16 protein-coding genes are annotated in these 17,549 nt (G+C 70.7%); 10 read left to right on the forward strand and 6 right to left on the reverse strand.

Going from position 1 to position 17,549, the window contains the following annotated elements:
• Positions 1-272 precede the first annotated feature (272 nt).
• Positions 273-1,571 (reverse strand): ABC transporter substrate-binding protein, encoded by a 1,299-nt coding sequence (locus ACIPC1_RS27880; RefSeq protein ID WP_402522350.1) that lies wholly within the window; start codon positions 1,569-1,571, stop codon positions 273-275.
• A 117-nt stretch (positions 1,572-1,688) separates the two neighbouring features.
• Here ACIPC1_RS27880 and ACIPC1_RS27885 point away from each other — a divergent pair, with 117 nt between their 5' ends.
• Both ACIPC1_RS27885 and purU read left to right on the forward strand, forming a co-directional pair.
• Complete coding sequence (locus tag ACIPC1_RS27885) at positions 1,689-2,189, forward strand: hypothetical protein (protein ID WP_402521643.1); 501 nt, start codon at positions 1,689-1,691, stop codon at positions 2,187-2,189.
• Positions 2,190-2,327: 138 nt separating this feature from the next.
• Entirely contained in the window at positions 2,328-3,212 is an 885-nt protein-coding gene (gene purU, locus ACIPC1_RS27890; RefSeq protein WP_402521645.1) for a formyltetrahydrofolate deformylase, read from the forward strand.
• A 136-nt stretch (positions 3,213-3,348) separates the two neighbouring features.
• Here purU and ACIPC1_RS27895 read toward each other — a convergent pair whose 3' ends face one another.
• Together ACIPC1_RS27895 and ACIPC1_RS27900 are read right to left on the reverse strand one after the other, a co-directional pair.
• Positions 3,349-4,782 (reverse strand): maleylpyruvate isomerase N-terminal domain-containing protein, encoded by a 1,434-nt coding sequence (locus ACIPC1_RS27895; protein WP_402521648.1) that lies wholly within the window; start codon positions 4,780-4,782, stop codon positions 3,349-3,351.
• Positions 4,779-5,363 carry a sigma-70 family RNA polymerase sigma factor gene (locus tag ACIPC1_RS27900; protein ID WP_384381789.1) on the reverse strand — a complete coding sequence of 195 codons (585 nt, stop codon included), beginning with the start codon at positions 5,361-5,363 and terminating at the stop codon, positions 4,779-4,781. Before ACIPC1_RS27900 ends, ACIPC1_RS27895 begins: the two co-directional genes overlap by 4 nt.
• Before the next feature lie 425 nt (positions 5,364-5,788).
• Here ACIPC1_RS27900 and ACIPC1_RS27905 point away from each other — a divergent pair, with 425 nt between their 5' ends.
• Entirely contained in the window at positions 5,789-6,169 is a 381-nt protein-coding gene (locus ACIPC1_RS27905) for an STAS domain-containing protein (protein ID WP_402521650.1), read from the forward strand.
• Between the two features lie 249 nt (positions 6,170-6,418).
• Entirely contained in the window at positions 6,419-6,931 is a 513-nt protein-coding gene (locus tag ACIPC1_RS27910) for an EF-hand domain-containing protein (protein ID WP_402521653.1), read from the forward strand.
• Between the two features lie 61 nt (positions 6,932-6,992).
• Here the strand turns inward: ACIPC1_RS27910 and ACIPC1_RS27915 are convergent, their stop codons facing one another.
• Positions 6,993-8,537 carry a class I adenylate-forming enzyme family protein gene (locus ACIPC1_RS27915; RefSeq protein ID WP_402521655.1) on the reverse strand — a complete coding sequence of 515 codons (1,545 nt, stop codon included), beginning with the start codon at positions 8,535-8,537 and terminating at the stop codon, positions 6,993-6,995.
• A gap of 151 nt (positions 8,538-8,688) precedes the next feature.
• Here ACIPC1_RS27915 and ACIPC1_RS27920 point away from each other — a divergent pair, with 151 nt between their 5' ends.
• From ACIPC1_RS27920 to ACIPC1_RS27930, 3 genes are all read left to right on the forward strand, one after another.
• Positions 8,689-9,843, forward strand: a complete 1,155-nt coding sequence (locus tag ACIPC1_RS27920) for an acyl-CoA dehydrogenase (RefSeq protein WP_402521657.1) — start codon at positions 8,689-8,691, stop codon at positions 9,841-9,843.
• Between the two features lie 9 nt (positions 9,844-9,852).
• On the forward strand, positions 9,853-10,767 hold the full coding sequence (locus tag ACIPC1_RS27925; RefSeq protein WP_402521659.1) for an acyl-CoA dehydrogenase family protein: 915 nt from the start codon (positions 9,853-9,855) through the stop codon (positions 10,765-10,767).
• A gap of 477 nt (positions 10,768-11,244) precedes the next feature.
• Positions 11,245-11,706, forward strand: coding sequence for an ATP-binding protein (locus tag ACIPC1_RS27930; RefSeq protein ID WP_402521662.1), 462 nt, complete (start codon positions 11,245-11,247; stop codon positions 11,704-11,706).
• 427 nt (positions 11,707-12,133) lie between these two features.
• On the opposite strand, the gene ACIPC1_RS27935 is transcribed toward ACIPC1_RS27930, so the two are convergent.
• The gene (locus ACIPC1_RS27935) at positions 12,134-13,069 is read right to left on the reverse strand and encodes a cyclase family protein (protein ID WP_402521664.1); all 936 of its coding nucleotides are present in this window, start codon (positions 13,067-13,069) and stop codon (positions 12,134-12,136) included.
• A gap of 94 nt (positions 13,070-13,163) precedes the next feature.
• On the opposite strand from ACIPC1_RS27935, the gene ACIPC1_RS27940 reads away from it, so the two are divergent.
• The 3 genes from ACIPC1_RS27940 to ACIPC1_RS27950 are packed head-to-tail and all read left to right on the forward strand — an operon-like array spanning position 13,164 to position 16,391.
• Positions 13,164-14,075 carry an SDR family NAD(P)-dependent oxidoreductase gene (locus tag ACIPC1_RS27940; RefSeq protein ID WP_402521666.1) on the forward strand — a complete coding sequence of 304 codons (912 nt, stop codon included), beginning with the start codon at positions 13,164-13,166 and terminating at the stop codon, positions 14,073-14,075.
• 54 nt (positions 14,076-14,129) lie between these two features.
• Positions 14,130-15,326, forward strand: coding sequence for an acyl-CoA dehydrogenase family protein (locus ACIPC1_RS27945; protein WP_402521669.1), 1,197 nt, complete (start codon positions 14,130-14,132; stop codon positions 15,324-15,326).
• A gap of 15 nt (positions 15,327-15,341) precedes the next feature.
• Positions 15,342-16,391 carry a Zn-dependent alcohol dehydrogenase gene (locus ACIPC1_RS27950; RefSeq protein ID WP_402522353.1) on the forward strand — a complete coding sequence of 350 codons (1,050 nt, stop codon included), beginning with the start codon at positions 15,342-15,344 and terminating at the stop codon, positions 16,389-16,391.
• Between the two features lie 4 nt (positions 16,392-16,395).
• On the opposite strand, the gene ACIPC1_RS27955 is transcribed toward ACIPC1_RS27950, so the two are convergent.
• The gene (locus tag ACIPC1_RS27955; RefSeq protein ID WP_402521672.1) at positions 16,396-17,463 is read right to left on the reverse strand and encodes a GlxA family transcriptional regulator; all 1,068 of its coding nucleotides are present in this window, start codon (positions 17,461-17,463) and stop codon (positions 16,396-16,398) included.
• Positions 17,464-17,549: the final 86 nt, after the last annotated feature.

Here is a 17,549-nt window from a genome sequence, read left to right on the forward strand (position 1 = left end):
CGGGCCCCCCCCCCGGGCGCGCGGCCCGCCACGGCCCCGCGTCCGCGCCCCTGGCCCTTCGCGACCCGCCCGCGGCCGGTTGCACCGCCGCGCCCCCCCCGGCCCCCGCCCCCGCCCCCCCCCGCGCGGGCGTTGGCCCCGCAGCCGGTGCGGGACCGGTGCGGGGCCGGTCATCGGCCCGATGTGAACGGGCCTGGGCGGGCCCCTGTCCGGCGGATCAAGTCCTGGCGCCCTTGGGTAGCCCAGGCCCCAGGACCCCCCCGGGACCTGTCCTAGTCCGCGCTCTCCAGCGTCTTCGACATGTTGACGAACCCCTTGCGTGCCGCAGCCAGCCGGCCCTTGCGTACGACCTGGAAGGTGACGTCGGCGTTGACGAGGCGGGGGAAGTCGACGGCCGCGATCATGTCCTCGAAGCGCCAGCTGAGGGTCGGGGTCAGCCCGCCGGTGGGCACCTTGAGGCCGTCGTCGAGAGCCCGCCGGACCGTGAGCGAGGACACCTCGCCGTCGCCGAGCGACTCGACGGCCTTCCTCAGCACCGTGTACGCGATCCAGGTGGTCTGCACTCCCGCGTCCGCGGGGTCGACCCGGTTGTCCCCGAAGGCGTACTGGGTGATCACCTTGCGCATCGCGTCCCAGCTCGGGTCGCTCGCGGGCGGGTACCAGCCGGTGACGGACGCGCCTTCGTACGGGCTCGACGCGCCGCCGGTGGAGTTGATGACCGACTGGTCGACGCTGCCGAGGACCGTGCCCACGCCCACCTTGGGGTAGTCCTCGCGGTCGCGCCGGAAGGAGTCCATGAAGGTGTCCGTACGGTCGCCGAGCGCGGGCACCACGCACCCGTTCCTGAGCGGGTCGGAGGCCGCGGTCTCCAGAGCCGTCCGCGTCTGCCGCGCGTACTCGGTCGCGTCGTCGGCGGCCCGCTGGTCGACGGCGGACACGTGGCCCGCCGCCTTCAGGCCTGAGTCGAGCAGCACCGGAAGCTCGTCACCCGCGATGGTGTCCGGACGTATGAGCGAGACCGGGCCACAGGCCTTGCCCAACTGCTCGCCGAGGCCTGCCAGCAGCGCGGGCTCCCCGCCGTTGACGGGATAGGACAGCGGACTGGTGAACTCGTCGTCGGTGACGCCGTAGCCGCCGATGTACGCGATGCCCGCGCCCTCCAGCGGGGCGAGGAAGGAGCGGCCGTGCTGGCTGTAGGAGCCGACGACGGCGACGACGTTCTCCTTGACGGCGCGTCGGGCGCAGTCGGCGGCGTCCACGCTGTCGTTGTGGTCGTTGCAGGTCAGGATGGTGAGCTTGTGGCCGTTGATGCCGCCCTGGCTGTTGACCCAGCGGGCGTAGGTCTTGGCCATGGCGGGCATCCCGGGCTTGTTGGTCGCGGCGGTGTCCTCGGGCGCCCACGTCATGACGGTGATGGAGCCATCCCCGGAGCCCCCCATGGGACCAGGGACGACCCCCCACACGACGGCGATCGACGCACACGCCGCCAGCGCGCCCGCGGACAGCAACGTGGCCTTGAGGGGCCGGGGGAGGACGGGGGAGGAGGTGCGCGTGCGTCGCCTGCCGGTCATGGACATGCACGATTCCGTCACACCAATAACCCGGGAGTGACCGGTGGTCGACACGAGGTGACTCAGAGGTGAATTACGGGGGCGGATGATCTGTTTTTCGCAGAGAACGTACGATCGGTGACCGTGCAAGGTTCGGAGAACTCTTCCCGTCGCGGCCGTCGCTCATCCACCATGGGCGACATGCCACTGAACGACATGCCGTGGTGGCGCTGGCGCAGCAATGTGCGCTCCGCGCTGCACATGCTTTCCGACACCGACTTCCAGCGAGGCGTCTGGCTCGCGGGCGTCGAAGGGTACGGCGACGTCACCGACGCCGTGTACCGCCTGGTCGAGGACACCTGGCTGGACAACTGGTCCGCCGAGAAATACGTCGGCACGATCTTCCGGGACTCCCAGGAGGCCGCGCTCGTCGACACCGCCGTGCTCCGCGTCCTGCGGATCATGCACCAGGTGGGACCCGACGCCCTCGTCGCCGCGTACCTCGAGCACCCGGGCTGGCCGGACGCGGTGCGGGCGGCGCGTGATGCGCACGTGCGCCTCGCGGTGAGCGATGGCGAGGATCCCGACATTCCACCGCGCACGCTCGAGCTGCTGAAGATCCTGACGCGGTCGGCGTAGGCCTGCCCGGTCCTGCGGTCGCATCGGTCCTGCGGTCGTCGTCCGATCTTCGTGGTCGTCCGGTCCCGGCCCCTTGCCCCGGTCCGCCTGGCGGGACGACCGGCCGTCCGAGGTGGCCGGTATGGGACCCTGTCCCGCATGAATGAGCCGTCCGTCCGCGGGGCAGCACCCGCCGCCGAGCAGTACGTCCTGACCCTCTCCTGCCCCGACAAGCAGGGAATCGTGCACGCCGTGTCGAGCTACCTCTTCATGACCGGCTGCAACATCGAGGACAGTCAGCAGTTCGGCGATCACGACACGGGACTGTTCTTCATGCGCGTCCACTTCTCGGCGGAGTCGCCGGTGACCGTGGAGAAGCTGCGCGCGAGCTTCGCGGCGATCGGCGACGCCTTCCACATGGAGTGGCAGATCCACCGGGCCGAGGACAAGATGCGGGTCGTGCTGATGGTCAGCAAGTTCGGGCACTGCCTGAACGACCTGCTCTTCCGGGCGCAGACCGGCGCGCTGCCCGTCGAGATCGCGGCGGTGGTCTCCAACCACACGGACTTCGCCGAGCTCGTGGGGTCGTACGACATTCCCTTCCACCACATCGCGGTGACGAAGGACACGAAGGCGGAGGCCGAGGCGCAGATCCTGGAGCTGGTCCGGGCCGAGAACGTCGAACTCGTCGTCCTCGCCCGCTACATGCAGGTGCTCTCGGACGACCTGTGCAAGCAGCTCAGCGGGCGGATCATCAACATCCACCACTCCTTCCTGCCGAGCTTCAAGGGCGCGAAGCCGTACCACCAGGCGCACGCCCGGGGTGTGAAGCTCATCGGTGCCACCGCGCACTACGTGACGGCCGACCTCGACGAGGGGCCGATCATCGAGCAGGAGGTCGAGCGCGTCGGCCATGGCGTGACACCGGACCAACTCGTCGCCATCGGGCGCGATGTCGAATGCCAGGCGCTGGCGCGGGCGGTGAAGTGGCATGCGGAGCGCCGCATCCTACTGAACGGGCGCCGCACGGTGGTGTTCGGGTAGGGGAGGGTCTTTCAGCCCGTCCGGCGTGTGAGGACGAGCGCGTTCAGTGCGATACGGGGGTCTGGTGGCGGAGCCCCCAGGTACGGGACGGGTAGGGGCGGAGGGGGCGAGAACCCTCACGCTCACCCGGCCGCACCTACATCCGGCTCAACGACGCCGCCGCGAACAGCACATCCCTGATCGCCTCCCGGTCCCCGTCCTGCCCCGCAGCGGCCTCCTCCGGCGACACGTGCCCCGCCGCCAGCCGGCAGAACTCCACACCGTCCAGCGCGACATGGGCGACCTCGTGCTCGGCGGAGGCAACCGCGCCGGGAGAGTCGAGCGGGATGAGCCACTCGCCGCCACCGGAGCCCTCGATCTCCAGACGCAGGCTGCGCCCGGGCGCGCCCGCCGCGACGAGGTGGCGGGGCGCCGCCGCGGAGAGGCCCGCCCGGCGCCGCTCGGCCAGTGAGGCGGGCAGCATGCGGGCCGCCAGGTCGATCATGCCGTGCAGATGGCGCGGGGCCGGCGGGTCGTACGGATAGTCCACCGCCTCCGCGATGTCCCCCGCGTGCACCCAGCACTCGAAGGCCCGGTCCAGCATCGAGTCGCGCAACGGCAGCTCGAAGGCGCCGTACGGCACGGGCAGGCGCCCGGAGCCCCCGCCCGCGAAGGACACCGTACGGACGAGGTGGTGACTCTGCTCCCGCCAGGGACCACGCATGGAACGGGTGGGCGGGAAGTGCGAGGCACCCCAGTACGCCTCGGTGCGGGCCGCCGGAGTCGCCTTTTGCGGGGTCTTGCCGAGCGGGTCCTCCAGGCCCAGCGCGACGGCGACAAGGCCGTCGACGGTGATCAGATGGGCGATGACCCCGGCGACGGTCGTACGACGGCTGGCGGGCTCGTTGCCCTCGAACCAGCGCAGCCGCACGGGCGCGTGCCACTCGGCGTCGGCTATGTCCTGGAGCAGCGCGTCGAGCCGCGCGGTCTCCGCGTCGTACGGAGCCGCCCAGTCGGGCACCGGGATCCGCGGCGGGCGTCGGCCGAGGCAGCCCTCCAGGACGCGGGTGCGCAGCGCAGGGTCGAGGTCGAGGCTCTCGGGCGGGTGCAACAGGCCGACGGCCTCGCGCAGCCGCAGCGCCTCGTCCGCGCAGGAGCCGCAGTCCCCGAGGTGCTCCTCGACGGCGGCCGTCTCCTGCGCCGAGCACGCGGCGAGCGCCCATGCGCCGAGCAGCGACTTCAGCACGCGGTGGTCAAGGACGAGGGGCGCGGGCGCGGGGGCGGGTACCGGCGTGGGCAGCGGCAGGCCGGTGTCCTCGACGGAGGAACGCGGCAGCGGTATGCGCGGTGGCCGTCCGGGCCCGTCGTCCTGAGCGCCCTCCGGCCGGTCGGGACCTTGCGGGCCACCAGGGCCCACCGGACCGCGGAGATCGCCCTGTCGGCCCGGTTCCCCGGGGCCGGAGGGACCGACGGCGCCACCCTCGACGCCCCCCTCCTCCTCCGGCTTCTCGTCCCTGTCCTTATCCCTGTCCCTGTCCCTGTCCCGGTTCCGCTCGTCGAACGCCTCGAACCGGTCCGCCGCTCCGCTCACCGGGCACCCCCGTACTCGGGCGGTGCCCCGGAGGGGCCGCCGGTGTCGTGGGCGGTGGACAGGAGCTGGAGGCCGAGGCGGAGCCGGCGGCGGGCCTCGTCCTCGGTGACGCCGAGGTCGGCGGCGGCCTGGCGGTAGTCACGGCGCTGGAAGTAGGCGAGCTCCAGGGCGGCCCGCAGCGGGGCGGGCATGGACGTGACGATGTAGTCGGCGCGGGCGGCCACGGAGGCGCTGCGCACCTTGCGCTCCAGCTCCTCGGTGGTGCCCCGGCCGCCTCGGGCGAGCGCGGCACTCTCCCTGGCGCGCAGCCGCTGGACGGCGAGGCGGTGGGTCAGTGTGGCGACCCAGGAACGCAGAGGACCCTGCTTGGGGTCGTATGCGTCGGGGTTCTCCCAGACGTGTGTGAACACCTCGCGCGTGATGCCGTCGGCGGCCCGCTCGTCCCCGAGCACGCGGTGGGCGAGGCCGTGCACCAGTGACGCGAAGCGGTCGTAGAGCTCACCGAGCGCGGCCGCCTCTCCGCGTGCGAGCCGCTGTTGCATCTTGCGGTCCCAGCGGGGCGGTGTGTCCTTCGTCGTCATGCGGCCCCTCACCCTGGTCGTGCCCGGCGCCTGTCCCTGTGTCCAGCCTGTCTGCCGCGTGCCCGTGCTGTGTCCAGCCTGCGCACACTCACTGTCTCGAATGTAGTCGGCACGTCGGACAGCGCACGCCCCTTTGCGGCAATGTGCGCCCCTAGGCGGTCCATGAATGGTAGGCGCCTGCCCTGGACTGCACACATTGGAACGAACGTGACCGAAATAGCTCGCTCATCGAGTGCTTTCGACCGTAGATCGACGTTTCTTCGAGCCCGGACCCGTGTTTCATGGAACGACGGCCGGGCAGTCGCGCTGAAAGGAAGCGTAGGAATCGCTTCCGTTTCCGGAGCGCGAAGCGTGCGGGCAGTGCGAGGTGTGCGGGGCGCGCCGGATGCGCGGATCGTGCGGGACGTACGAAGCGAGCGAGAGGCGTGGCGGTGACGCTCAACGTGACTGACGGCGAAGAGGGCGAGTGGGCCGTGCTCCGGGTGTCCGGCGAGATGGACCTCGTGACGTCACCAGTGCTGCGTCAGCGGGTGCACGACGCGGTGGCCGACGGCCGTCGCAGTGTTGTCCTCGACCTCTCCGGGGTCCTCTTCTGCGACTCCAGCGGCGTCGGCGTCCTCATCGCCGCCCGCCGTCTCATCCGGTCCTGCCAGGGCCGCCTGCGGCTGATTCTGCCCGCCCAGGGGGCTGTTGACGGCTCCCACGTCAACCGGGTCCTCGCGGCCCTCGGCGTCCGCCGCCTCTTCGACGTGTATCCGGACGTCGCCGCGGCTGTCGGCGAGGAGTCGACCCCCCTGTCGGCGTGAGGTGACGCAACTGTCGGAGTGAGGTGACGCACCTGTCGGCGTGACCTGTTGTGACGCGCTCATGACCTGCCGTGAAGTGATCACGTGGTGTGAAGTCGCTTTCACTCGGCGGGAGCGTTCCGCCACGCCGTTGTCCCGGAATTCTCGCAGTCTTGGTACAAGCGTCGTTTTCCCGCTCCCAGGGTGCCTCTGACGTCGTACGCTCCGTCTCAGATGCACCCTCACGTGACGTAAGGCGGCCCGAACGACATGGCCAACAGCGAGTACGAGCGCAGGATCGCTGCCCGGTTCTCCGGCTTCGACCAGGACGGCAACGGCTACATCGACAGGGAGGACTTCAACGTAGCGACCAAGGCGGTCCTCGCCGAGTTCGGTACGGCGGCCCGGTCGGACAAGGGCCAGGCCCTGTACGTGGGCGCCGAGGCCTTCTGGCAGGGCATGGCGGGGATAGCGGACCGGGACGGCGACCAGCGGATCACCCGCCAGGAGTTCGTGACCGGCGCGGTCAAGCGGCTGCGCGACAACCCCGATCGCTTCGCCGAGATCGCCCGCCCCTTCCTGCACGCGGCCCTCGCCGTCGCGGACGCCGACGATGACGGCGTGGCCACCGTCGACGACACCGCGCGCGTACTCAAGGCGCTGGGCGTCCCCGAGGAGATCGCCGTCGCCGCGGCCGGCACCCTCGACACGGACGCCGACGGCCGGATCGGCGAGGTGGAGGTCGTGACCGCCTTCGCCCGCTACTTCACGGTGCCTGAGTGAATCCGTGCTTCACGGTGCCGGAGTGAACCTGTGCTTCACGGTGCCTGAGCGAACCCGTGCTTCACGGCGCCGGAGTGATTCCCTGTGAATAGCGCTCCCTGAGCTTGTACTTGAGCACTTTCCGCAAGGTCTCGTTACGCGGAAGGGCGTCCACCACCTCCAGTTGCTCCGGCAGCTTGTGCACGGACAGCCCTTCCGTGCGCAGGTAGGACGTGATCCCGGCGAGGGTCAACTCGTCCGTCCGGGTCAACTGGTCCGCCCCCGGCGGCTGTTCGGCCACCTCGATGACGGCGCAGACCCGTTCCCCGCGTTCGGCGTCCGGCAGTCCGATCACTGCGGCGTCCCCGACGGCCGGATGCCGGTGCAGCAGATCCTCGATCTCCTTCGCGGAGATGTTCTCGCCCTTGCGGATGATGACGTCCTTCAGGCGCCCGGTGAGCACCAGGTGCCCGCTCCCGGTCAGATGCCCGACGTCGCCGGTGATCAGGAACCCGTCCGCGTCGAAGGCCTCCGCCGTCTGCGAGGGGTCCAGATACCCCTGGCAGACGGCCTCCCCGCGCAGCCGCACCTCGCCGTCCACGATCCGTATCTCCATGCCCTGGGGCGGCCGTCCCTCCGTCGTCGCCAGGTTCTCCACCGAGTCGTCGGGCGACCCCATGGTGATCATCGGGACCTCGGTCATCCCGTACCCGTGGGTGAGCTGGACCTTCATCTCGCGTACGACGGTGTGGTAGACCTCGGGCGGCTTCGGCGCCCCACCGCCCGCCAGGAGCCGCAGAGTGGGGATGAGCGGCACCTCCGGCTGCTTGCGCTGTTCGGTGAGGAACATCGAGTAGAAGGCGGTCGATCCGCCGGCCACCGTCACGCCGTGCCTGCGGTAGTCCTCCAGGGCGGCGGGCAGCGCGAACTGCTCGAACAGCACGGCCGGGAAGCCGTACAGCAGCAGCATCACCGTGTAGTCGGGCCCGGCGATGTGCGCGTACGGGAAGGCCATCGAACCGACGTCGTCGGCGGACAGGTGCAGCGCGTGTGCCAGGCAGGAGCCGCCCGCGATCAGTGAACGGTCGGTGTGCAGCACGCCTTTGGGGTCGGAGGTCGTGCCCGAGGTCCAGTAGATCCAGCGGACCGAGGTGCCGTCCGAGGGCGGGGCGGGGAGTACGGAGGGATCGCCGTCCGGCAGCCGGTCGTACGCCTCGAAGACGCCCTTCGCGCCGAGCCGCCGCGCCATCGCCGTGTGGTCGAAGCCGCGCCACTCACCCGGTACGGCGAAGAACTCGGCCCTGGACTCCCGCAGCGCGAAGCCGACTTCGCGGTCCCGGTAGAACGGGATCACCGGGGACTGCACGGCGCCGAGCCGGGCCAGCGCGAAGGACAGCAGGGCGGTCTCGATCCGCGTGGGCAGCTGCCAGGCGACCACCGTGCCGGGGCGTACGCCCCTGTCGTACAGGCCCGCCGCCACCCGCTCGGCACGGTCGCGCAACTCGCCGAAGCTCAGGGCCCGGTCGCCCTGGAGGAGGACCGGCCGGTGGGGGGTGAGGTCGGCTCGGCGGGCGACCAGTTCCCAGAGGGTGCGGGAGGAACCCAGGGCGTGCGCGGTGTCGTTCACTTCGGCCCCCAGTCGATAGCTGACGGTCAGTCAGATAGCGTGCAGAGCGTATGACCCGCCGCCTTGTCGGTCCATAGGCGCGGAGCTAGCCTGCTGCCTGACGGGCCATCAGATCGCCATCGAAGCGGGCAGGTATCGGAGTGGGCGGGTAATGGATCTCACGTACACGGACGAGGAGGACGACTTCCGCGCGCGGCTGCGCGAGTGGCTCGCCAAGGTGCTTCCCTCGCTGCCCCCGAAGCCGTCCCCCGACGACTGGCCGGGACGGCGCGCGTACGACCTCGGCTGGCAGCGGACGCTCTACGACGCCGGGTACGCGGGGCTGCACTGGCCCGCCGACGCGGGCGGGCGCGGGGCCACCCCGACGCAGCACCTCATCTACCTGGAGGAGACCGAAAAGGCGGGCGCACCCTACGTAGGGGCCAATTTCGTCGGCCTCCTGCACGCCGGTCCCACGATCGCGGCGGAAGGAACCCCCGAACAGCGGGCGCGCTGGCTGCCGCCCGTGCTGCGCGGTGAGGAGGTCTGGTGCCAGGGGTTCAGCGAGCCGGACGCCGGTTCGGACCTTGCGGCGCTGCGCACGCGCGCGTGGCGGGACGGCGACGACTACGTGGTGAGCGGTTCCAAGATCTGGACCTCCCATGCGGAGGTCGCCGACTGGTGCGAGCTGCTGGTCAGGACCGACCCGTCGGCGCCCAAGCACCGGGGGATCTCCTGGCTCGCGATGCCCATGGACGCGCCGGGGATCACGGTGCGCCCGCTGCGTACGCTCGCGGGCTCGACCGAGTTCGCCGAGGTCTTCCTCGACGACGTGCGGGTGCCGGTGGCGAACCGGGTCGGCGCGGAGAACGACGGCTGGCGGGTGACCATGGTGACGCTGTCGTACGAACGCGGCACCGCCTTCGTCGGCGAGGTCGTCGCCTGCCGCCGGGTGCTCGGCGAACTCGCCCGCGAGGCACACCGGAACGGCCGCTGGGACGACGACGTGCTGCGCCGTCGCCTCGGGCGGCTGAACGCCGAGTTCCGCGCGCTGTGGCGGCTCACGCAGTGGAACGTCGGCGAGTCGCAGCGAACCGGGGGAGTACCCGGCGTCGGCGGGTCCGTCTTCAAGCTGCGGTACTCCCACGCGCGGCAGGAGTTGTACGACGCCGCCGCCGAGGTGCTCGGACCCGAATCGCTCGACCTCCGTCGCGAATGGACCCTCGACCGGCTCTCCTCCCTGTCGTACACCATCGCGGCCGGCACCTCGCAGATCCAGTCGAACATTGTGGCCGAGCGCATCCTGGGCCTTCCGAAGGGACGGTGACGTCGACCCGTGGACTTTCAACTCAGCGATGATCAACTGGCGTTGAAGGCGGGCGTACGCGAGCTGCTGACCGGGCGCTTCGGCCGCGAGGGCCTGCGGGCCGCCGTCGACAACGGGCCGGCGCTCGACCGTGCCCTGTGGCGCGAGCTCGGCGAGGCGGGTTTCTTCGCGCTGCGGCTGCCGGAGGCGGTCGGCGGCGTCGGACTGGGCCTCCCGGAGGCCGTGTTGGCCTTCGAGGAGGCCGGCCGGGTCCTGCTGCCCGGACCGCTGGTGGCCACCCACCTCGCGGCGGGCACGGTGGACGGGGCGGCCACCGGGGAGACCGTGGTGGCCGCCGTCGACGGGCAGCTGGTGGAGTGGCTGACGGAGGCCGATGTCGTACGAGGGGACGCGGCCGGCGCGGAGCCGCTGAGGTCGGTGGACCCGCTGACACCGCTGCACCGGGTGCCCGCGTCCGAGGGGGCCGACCCGGCCGACGTACTCCAAACCTCGCTGCTCACGTCCCTCCTCACGTCCCTGCTCACCGCCGCCGAACAGCTCGGTACCGCCGCCCGTGTCGGTGAACTGGCGGTGCAACACGCCCGGACGCGTGAGCAGTTCGGGCAGCCGATCGGGGCCTTCCAGGCGGTGAAGCATCTGTGCGCACGGATGCTGGTGCGGGTGGAGGTGGCGCGCGCCGCCGTCTACGCGGCCGCCGTGACCGCCGACCCGCTGGATGTCGCGGCGGCGCGGCTGCTCGCCGACGAGGCCGCCGTGCGCGGTGCCCGGGACTGTCTCCAGGTGCACGGCGGCATGGGCTTCACCTGGGAGGCAGACATCCATCTGTATCTGAAGAGGGCGTGGGTGCGGACACAACGTGCGGGTGGCGGTACGCAGAGTGAGGATGCGTTGGCGGGCGATCTGCTGGCCGGAACGGTCCGGTAGGGCTCTGTGCAGGAACGGTTCGGGAAGCGCCGGAAACGGGTGTCAAGGATCGTGGCATTTCGAAATCACGGAGCGTTGATATCGGGTTGTGGCCGAAGGGTGACTTGTCACGGCCTGGAGTCGGCGCCACGCTCCGGTACCTTGTGTGGGATGCGAGTGGTTCTGAGCTTGAGCCATGCCGGTGTTGCCCAAGAGGCGGCTCCGGACCCGGCGATGCACGCCGCTCGCAGGGCAGGGCGAATCCTCGCGCCTGCCTGTTCGACTCCCCGTGGCGAGCGTCGCACAGTATCCCGCACGCGTACTCCTTCGCGCTGGAATATGCCCGAAGCGCTTGTTGGGGTGACTGTACGTCAACCATGCTGTCTCGCAAGGGAATCACGTTCCGTGATCCTTGTTCTGGTCATGCAGAAAATGGCTACGATCGTGGCCCTTGTGAGGCGCGAGGCGATGTGTCCGCCGGTTCGGATGGTGTGAGCGGTGCAGGTGCTTCAAGTGCAGTTGGAGATTCGGCCCGACCCCGCAGAGGTGGGGCGAGCCCGGAGGTGGGCGCGTTCGCGGCTTGCCGGATCCGGGATAGAGGCTGATGAGCCGCTCGCCGAGACGCTGATCCTGCTCGTCTCCGAACTCGTGACCAACGCCGTGGTGCACACGGGCTGCTCCGCCGTGCTGCGGCTGTCCCTGCCGGACGGGGCGGAGGTCACCACCGTCCGCCTGGAGGTGGCCGACTCCAGCACCCGGCCCCCGGTCCCCCGGCATGCCGACGGCGGCGATACCAACGGCCGCGGCCTGGAGCTCGTCGACGGCCTCGCGGACCGCTGGGGCTGGTGCCCCGAGGGCGCCGGAAAGCGCATCTGGGTCGAGGTGGACCGCTGTACGTCGGCTGAGGCGGCGGGGGCCACGTATCCGGGCTACGAGGACTTCGTGTACGAGGCGGTCTAGGGCGCAGGAGCCCTGGGCCCCTCGGCGTGGGTTCGCGTGGGTATGCACGGGCGCTTTTTCCGTGGCATATATGCATGGACGCTGCCGTCGTGGCTTCGGGGGTGGCCGAGTGCGCCGGGCCGTGCTTCTGTGCGCGCCTTAATGAAGAGGGCATAAGTGATAAATCCCCGAACGGGTGTTGACGTGGCGTGTCCGTTTGATCACGCTTGTTGTCAGCGACTCGCCGCGAGGGGACGGTAAGGGTTCCGGTGACGGGAGCCCTCGCCGAGTGCGGGTCGTGACTCGGCGCCAGCTCCTGCGGGGCTGCGGGAGCAGGGCGGGTGCGCCGGAGCCGGATGGCGGTGCGCGGTGCCGCGCTCGGGGCGAGCAGGAGCGCGCCGCCAGCCGGCGGTCGGGCGCGGTGCCGGTGCGCTGCCATGGGTGCCGGCTACAGCACCGCCACGGGTGCCACCGGCGTCCCCGTGCCGCCGACGAACGGCTCGGGCATCGCGGACAGCAGGAACGCGTACCGCCCCTCTTCTCCACAGGCTGTGGACAACTCTTCGAGATTCCAGTTCTGGCCCTGCAACATCCCCATCTCGACCAGGTCGAGCGCGTGCACGGGCAGCCACAGGTTCTCGATCTCGGGCGGAAAGATCTCGAAGGTGAGGGTGTCGTTGGCGACGGCGGCGACATCGCGCGCGTGGAACCACTCCGGGGTACGGACGGAGAGACCGGGCGAGGGATACCCGTAACCCTGCTTGTCGCCCGCGAGATACACCTGGACCTGGCCCGTCCGTACGAGGACGATGTCGCCCGCCCGTACCCGCGTACCCGCCAACTCCTCCGCCGCTTCCAGGTCTTCGGGTGTCACGGCGTGCCCGCCGTCGAGCCGGCCCTGGCCCCGTGCACGCGCGACGTCGAGCAGTACACCCCGGGAGACGATGTGCCGCGGCTTGTCGATCCCGCTGAACTCGGCGCCGCCGTGCGGGGTGATCGTGCCGGCCGGGCGGCCGTTGTAGAGCTTCCCGGAGTGCGAGACATGGGTGAGGGCGTCCCAGTGGGTCGCCGCCTGGAGGCCCATCGTCACGACGTCGTCGCTGCACGCGACGGTGCCGGGGCCGAAGAGTTCCTGGTTGATCTGCACCATGACGTGCAGGGGGTTGACCCGGCCGGGGATCAGGCCGGTCTGCACGCCGTCCTGCTGGAGGGGGAGCGCGAGGGGAACGCGCCTGCCGGTGCGGACGGTGGCGGCGGCCTCGCGTACGACCTCGTCGGTGATCAGATTGAGGGTCCCGATCTCGTCGTCGGCGCCCCAACGCCCCCAATTGTTGACGCGTTTGGCGATGTCATGGAACTCCGGGTGAAGCGTCGGCGGTGACATGAGTCCTCCCGGGGGCTTGTCTCCAGGTATCTGACGGGCCGTAGAATCCAGTTGAATCTAACGGACCGTCAGAAACCGCGGGAAGGGGCCGGGCGTGGGGAACTTCCTGGCAGGCAAGGTCATCGCCGTCACGGGGGCCGGGCGGGGCATCGGACGCGCGGTCGCGCTGGCCGCGGCCGCCGAGGGCTCGCGGGTCGTCGTCAACGACTACGGGGTGTCCGTAGAGGGGGGCCGGCCGACGAGTTCGATCGCCGAAGCCGTGGTCAAGGAGATCGAGGCGGCGGGCGGGGACGCGGTCGCGGTGGCCGACGACATCTCGACGATGACGGGCGGCAGGCGGGTCGTCGACGCGGCGCTGACGTCGTACGGGCGGATCGACGGTGTCGTGTGCGTCGCCGGGATCCTCCGCGAGCGGATGCTCTTCAACATGTCCGAGGAGGAGTGGGACCCGGTCATCGCGACCCATCTGAAGGGCACGTTCACGGTCTTCCGGGCCGCGTCGGCGGTGATGCGCAAACAGGGTTCGGGGACGCTGATCGGCTTCACCAGCGGCAACCACCAGGGGTCCGTCTCCCAGGCCAACTACAGCGCCGCCAAGGGCGGGATCATCTCCCTGGTCCGCAGCGCGGCGCTGGGACTGCACAAGTACGGGGTGACGGCGAACGCGGTCGCGCCCGTCGCGCGTACCCGCATGTCGGCCGGCGTCCCCATGGAGTTGACCGAGATCGGCGAGCCGGAGGACGTGGCCGCGCTGGTGGTGTACCTGCTCTCCGAGCGGGCGCGTGAGGCACGCATCACCGGGCAGGTCTACACGGTCGCCGGGCCCAAGATCGCGGTGTGGGCGCAGCCCCGGGAGCTGCGGGCGGCGTACGCGGAAGGCTCCTGGACTCCCGAGCGGATCGCGGAGCTGCTGCCGGGGACGGTGGGAGTGGATCCGATGCCGCTGCTGGAGCGGGTGGAGGCGATGGCCCGGGCTGCGGCGGAGAAGGGGCGGCCGAACCGGTGAGGGTGCCATCCGAGGTCAGGGGATTGCCTTGTGAGTCGGGCGGGAGGGGCGCGCGTGGAGTTCGGATTCGGGGCTGAGGACGAGGTCTTTCGTGGTGAGGCGCGGGAGTGGCTGGAGGCGCACATCGGTGGTGACCCGGCCCGCTCCGGCTGGGAGCGGGAACTTGGCCGGGACGGCTGGATCGGGCTCGGCTGGAGCGAGGAGGGATACGGCAACCGGCGCGCGAGTCTCACCCAACAGGTCGTCTGGGCCGAGGAGTACGCCCGCGCCAAGGCGCCGCCCCGGTCGGGCCACATCGGCGAGAACCTGCTGGCGCCGACCCTCATCGCCCATGGCACGGACGAGCAGAAGGCCCGCTTCCTGCCGCCCGTCGCCCGCGGCGAGGAACTCTGGTGCCAGGGGTACAGCGAGCCAGGCGCGGGTTCGGACCTGGCGGGGATACGGACAACCGCCGTATGGGACACGGGGGACGGCCGCGGCAAGAGGGATGGGCCCGGTGGGTCGTACCGCATAACGGGTCAGAAGATCTGGACATCCCTCGCCCACGAGGCGGACTGGTGTTTCGTACTGGCTCGTACGCGGCCGGAGTCGACGCGTCACCACGGTCTGACCTTCCTCCTCGTGCCGATGGACCAGCCGGGCCGGATCGAGGTCCGCCCGATCCGGCAACTGACCGGTACCAGCGAGTTCAACGAGGTCTTCTTCGACGGAGCCGTCGCGCGGGCCGAGCATGTCGTGGGCGGTGAGGGCAACGGCTGGCGCGTGGCGATGAGCCTGCTCGGTTACGAGCGCGGTGTCTCGATGCTGGCCCAACAGATCGGTTTTGCCGAGGAGTTGGGGCGAGTGGTGGAGGCGTCGGTGGCGAACGGCACGGCCGCCGATCCGGTCGTACGCGATCTCCTGGTACGCCAGTGGGCGGAGCTGCGGACGATGCGGTGGAACGCGCTGCGGACGCTGGGGAGTTCGGGCGACGGGCAGGGCGCGGCGGGTGCCCCCAGTGTGGCCAAGCTGCTGTGGGGGCGGTGGCATCAGCGGCTCGGTGAGCTGGCGGTACGGGTGCGGGGTGCCGGAGCCGCGGTGGGTCCCGCGGACTGGTCGACGGCGTCGCCGTACGAACTGGACGCGTTCCAGCACCTGTTCCTGTTCAGCCGGGCCGACACGATCTACGGCGGCTCCGACGAGATCCAGCGCACGATCATCGCCGAGCGGGTGCTCGGACTGCCGAAGGAACCCAGGGGACAGGGAGGCTGAGCGATGCGGGGCGCGATGCGGGGCGTGATCTTCGACGGTAAGCAGACCGAGGTCGTGGACGATCTGGAGATACGGGATCCGGGACCCGGTGAGGTGCTGGTCGCGATCTCCGCGGCCGGGCTGTGCCACAGTGACCTGTCCGTGGTGGACGGGACCATACCGTTCCCCGTTCCTGTAGTGCTGGGGCATGAGGGCGCGGGGATTGTGGCGGCGGTTGGTGTGGGCGTCACCCATGTCCAGCCCGGTGACCATGTGTCGCTGTCCACGCTCGCCAACTGCGGGACCTGCGCCGAGTGCGACCGGGGCAGACCGACGATGTGCCGCATGGCGATCGGAAGGCCGCAGCAGCCGTTCACCCGGCGCGGTCGGCCCCTCTACCAGTTCGCGGCCAACTCGGCTTTCGCGGAGCGGACGTTGGTGAAGGCGGTCCAGGCGGTCCGTATCCCCGACGAGATCCCCCTGCCGTCCGCCGCCCTCATCGGGTGCGGGGTCCTCACGGGGGTGGGCGCCGTGCTCAACCGCGCACGGGTGGACCGGGGTGACACCGTCCTGGTGATCGGCACGGGCGGCATCGGACTCAACGTCATCCAGGGCGCGCGGATCGCGGGCGCCCTGAAGATCGTCGCGGTCGATTCCAATCCGGCGAAGGAAGCCGTGGCCCGCCAGTTCGGCGCGACCCACTTCCTGACCTCGACAGACGGCGTCAAGGACATCCTCCCCACCGGCGCGAACCACGCCTTCGAGTGCGTCGGCCGCGTCGAACTCATCCGCCAGGCCATCGACCTCCTGGACCGCCACGGCCAGGCAGTCCTCCTCGGCGTCCCCCCGTCCACCGCCGAGGCCTCCTTCCTCGTCTCCTCCATGTACCTCGACAAGTCCATCCTCGGCTGCCGCTACGGGTCTGCCCGCCCACAACGCGACATCGCCCTGTACGCGGACCTCTACCGCGAGGGCCGCCTCCTCCTGGACGAGCTGGTGACGGCGACCTATCCGGTGGAGGACTTCGAGAAGGCGGCGGAGGACGCGCGCGGGGGGCGGGTGGCGCGGGCGGTGCTGACGTTCTAGATGCTCAACCTGCTTTGCGCAGAAGGTCGTTGTCGACGACCGGTATGCCGGAGGTGTTTCCGGACTGGAAGGTGCGCCGGTAGGCGGTGGGGGTGACGCCGAGCGCTGCCTGGAGGTGCTGGCGCATCGACTGGGCCGTGCCGAAGCCGGCTTCGCGGGCCACCTGGTCGACGGACAGGGCGCTGGACTCCAGCAGCTGGCGGGCCCGTTCGACGCGTTGCTGGGTGAGCCACTGGCCGGGGCTGACGCCGACCTCCTCGCGGAAGCGGCGGGTGAAGGTCCGTACGGACATCGACTCCTGCTCGGCCATGTCGCGCAGCTGGATCGGCTCGTCCAGGCGACCGATGGCCCAGGCGCGGGCCGCCGTCGTGGTGGCCGCCTGCGCCTCCGGTACCGGGCGCTGGATGTACTGCGCCTGGCCGCCGTCGCGGTGCGGCGGTACGACGGTGCGGCGGGCCACGTCGTTGGCGACGGCGGTGCCGTGGTCGCGGCGTACGAGATGGAGGCACAGGTCGATGCCGGCGGCGACACCGGCGGAGGTGAGGACATCCCCGTCGTCGACGAAGAGCACGTCGGCGTCGACCCTGACCTTCGGGAAGAGCTCCTGGAAGTGCTCCGCGTGCATCCAGTGCGTGGTGGCCGGGCGGCCGTCGAGATAGCCGGCCGCGGCGAGCACGTATCCGCCCGTGCAGATGGAGACGAGGCGGGTACCGGGGCGGATGTGCGCGAGGGCGGCGGCCAGTTCGGGGGTGAGCACGCCCTCGTCGTGGACGGGGCCCAGCTCGTACGAGGCGGGGATGACGACCGTGTCGGCGGTGGCCAGCGCCTCGGGGCCCTTTCCGACCAGGACGGCGAAGTCGGCGTCGGTCTCGACGGGGCCCGGCGGGCGGATCGAGCAGGTGAGGATCTCGTACAGGTGGCGGCCGTCCGCGTCGCGCGCCTTGCCGAAGATGCGTTGCGGGATGCCGAGTTCAAAGGGCAGCAGGCCGTCGAGGGCGAGGACGACCACGCGGTGCCGGGTGGGTGCCTGCTCCGGGGACGTCTCGTACAGGGGTGTCTGCCGGTCTGCCATGGCTCGATTCTAGCGAATGCTGTCCTTCGGGCCACTCGTCCGCGGAGATCGCAGGCCCGAAGCTCTATGACGTGACCCAGACGACC

It is taken from the genome of Streptomyces sp. NPDC087263, assembly GCF_044744645.1.
Lineage (GTDB): Bacteria > Actinomycetota > Actinomycetes > Streptomycetales > Streptomycetaceae > Streptomyces.

Excerpts from the sequence above, each read along its gene's own strand:
- ACIPC1_RS27880 (WP_402522350.1), bottom strand. The coding sequence starts at position 1,571 with ATGACCGGCAGGCGACGCACGCGCACCTCCTCCCCCGTCCTCCCCCGG.
- ACIPC1_RS27900 (WP_384381789.1), bottom strand. The coding sequence starts at position 5,363 with ATGACGACGAAGGACACACCGCCCCGCTGGGACCGCAAGATGCAACAG.
- ACIPC1_RS27955 (WP_402521672.1), bottom strand. The coding sequence starts at position 17,463 with ATGGCAGACCGGCAGACACCCCTGTACGAGACGTCCCCGGAGCAGGCA.
- ACIPC1_RS27950 (WP_402522353.1), top strand. The coding sequence starts at position 15,342 with ATGCGGGGCGTGATCTTCGACGGTAAGCAGACCGAGGTCGTGGACGAT.
- purU (WP_402521645.1), top strand. The coding sequence starts at position 2,328 with ATGAATGAGCCGTCCGTCCGCGGGGCAGCACCCGCCGCCGAGCAGTAC.
- ACIPC1_RS27910 (WP_402521653.1), top strand. The coding sequence starts at position 6,419 with ATGGCCAACAGCGAGTACGAGCGCAGGATCGCTGCCCGGTTCTCCGGC.
- ACIPC1_RS27935 (WP_402521664.1), bottom strand. The coding sequence starts at position 13,069 with ATGTCACCGCCGACGCTTCACCCGGAGTTCCATGACATCGCCAAACGC.
- ACIPC1_RS27920 (WP_402521657.1), top strand. The coding sequence starts at position 8,689 with ATGGATCTCACGTACACGGACGAGGAGGACGACTTCCGCGCGCGGCTG.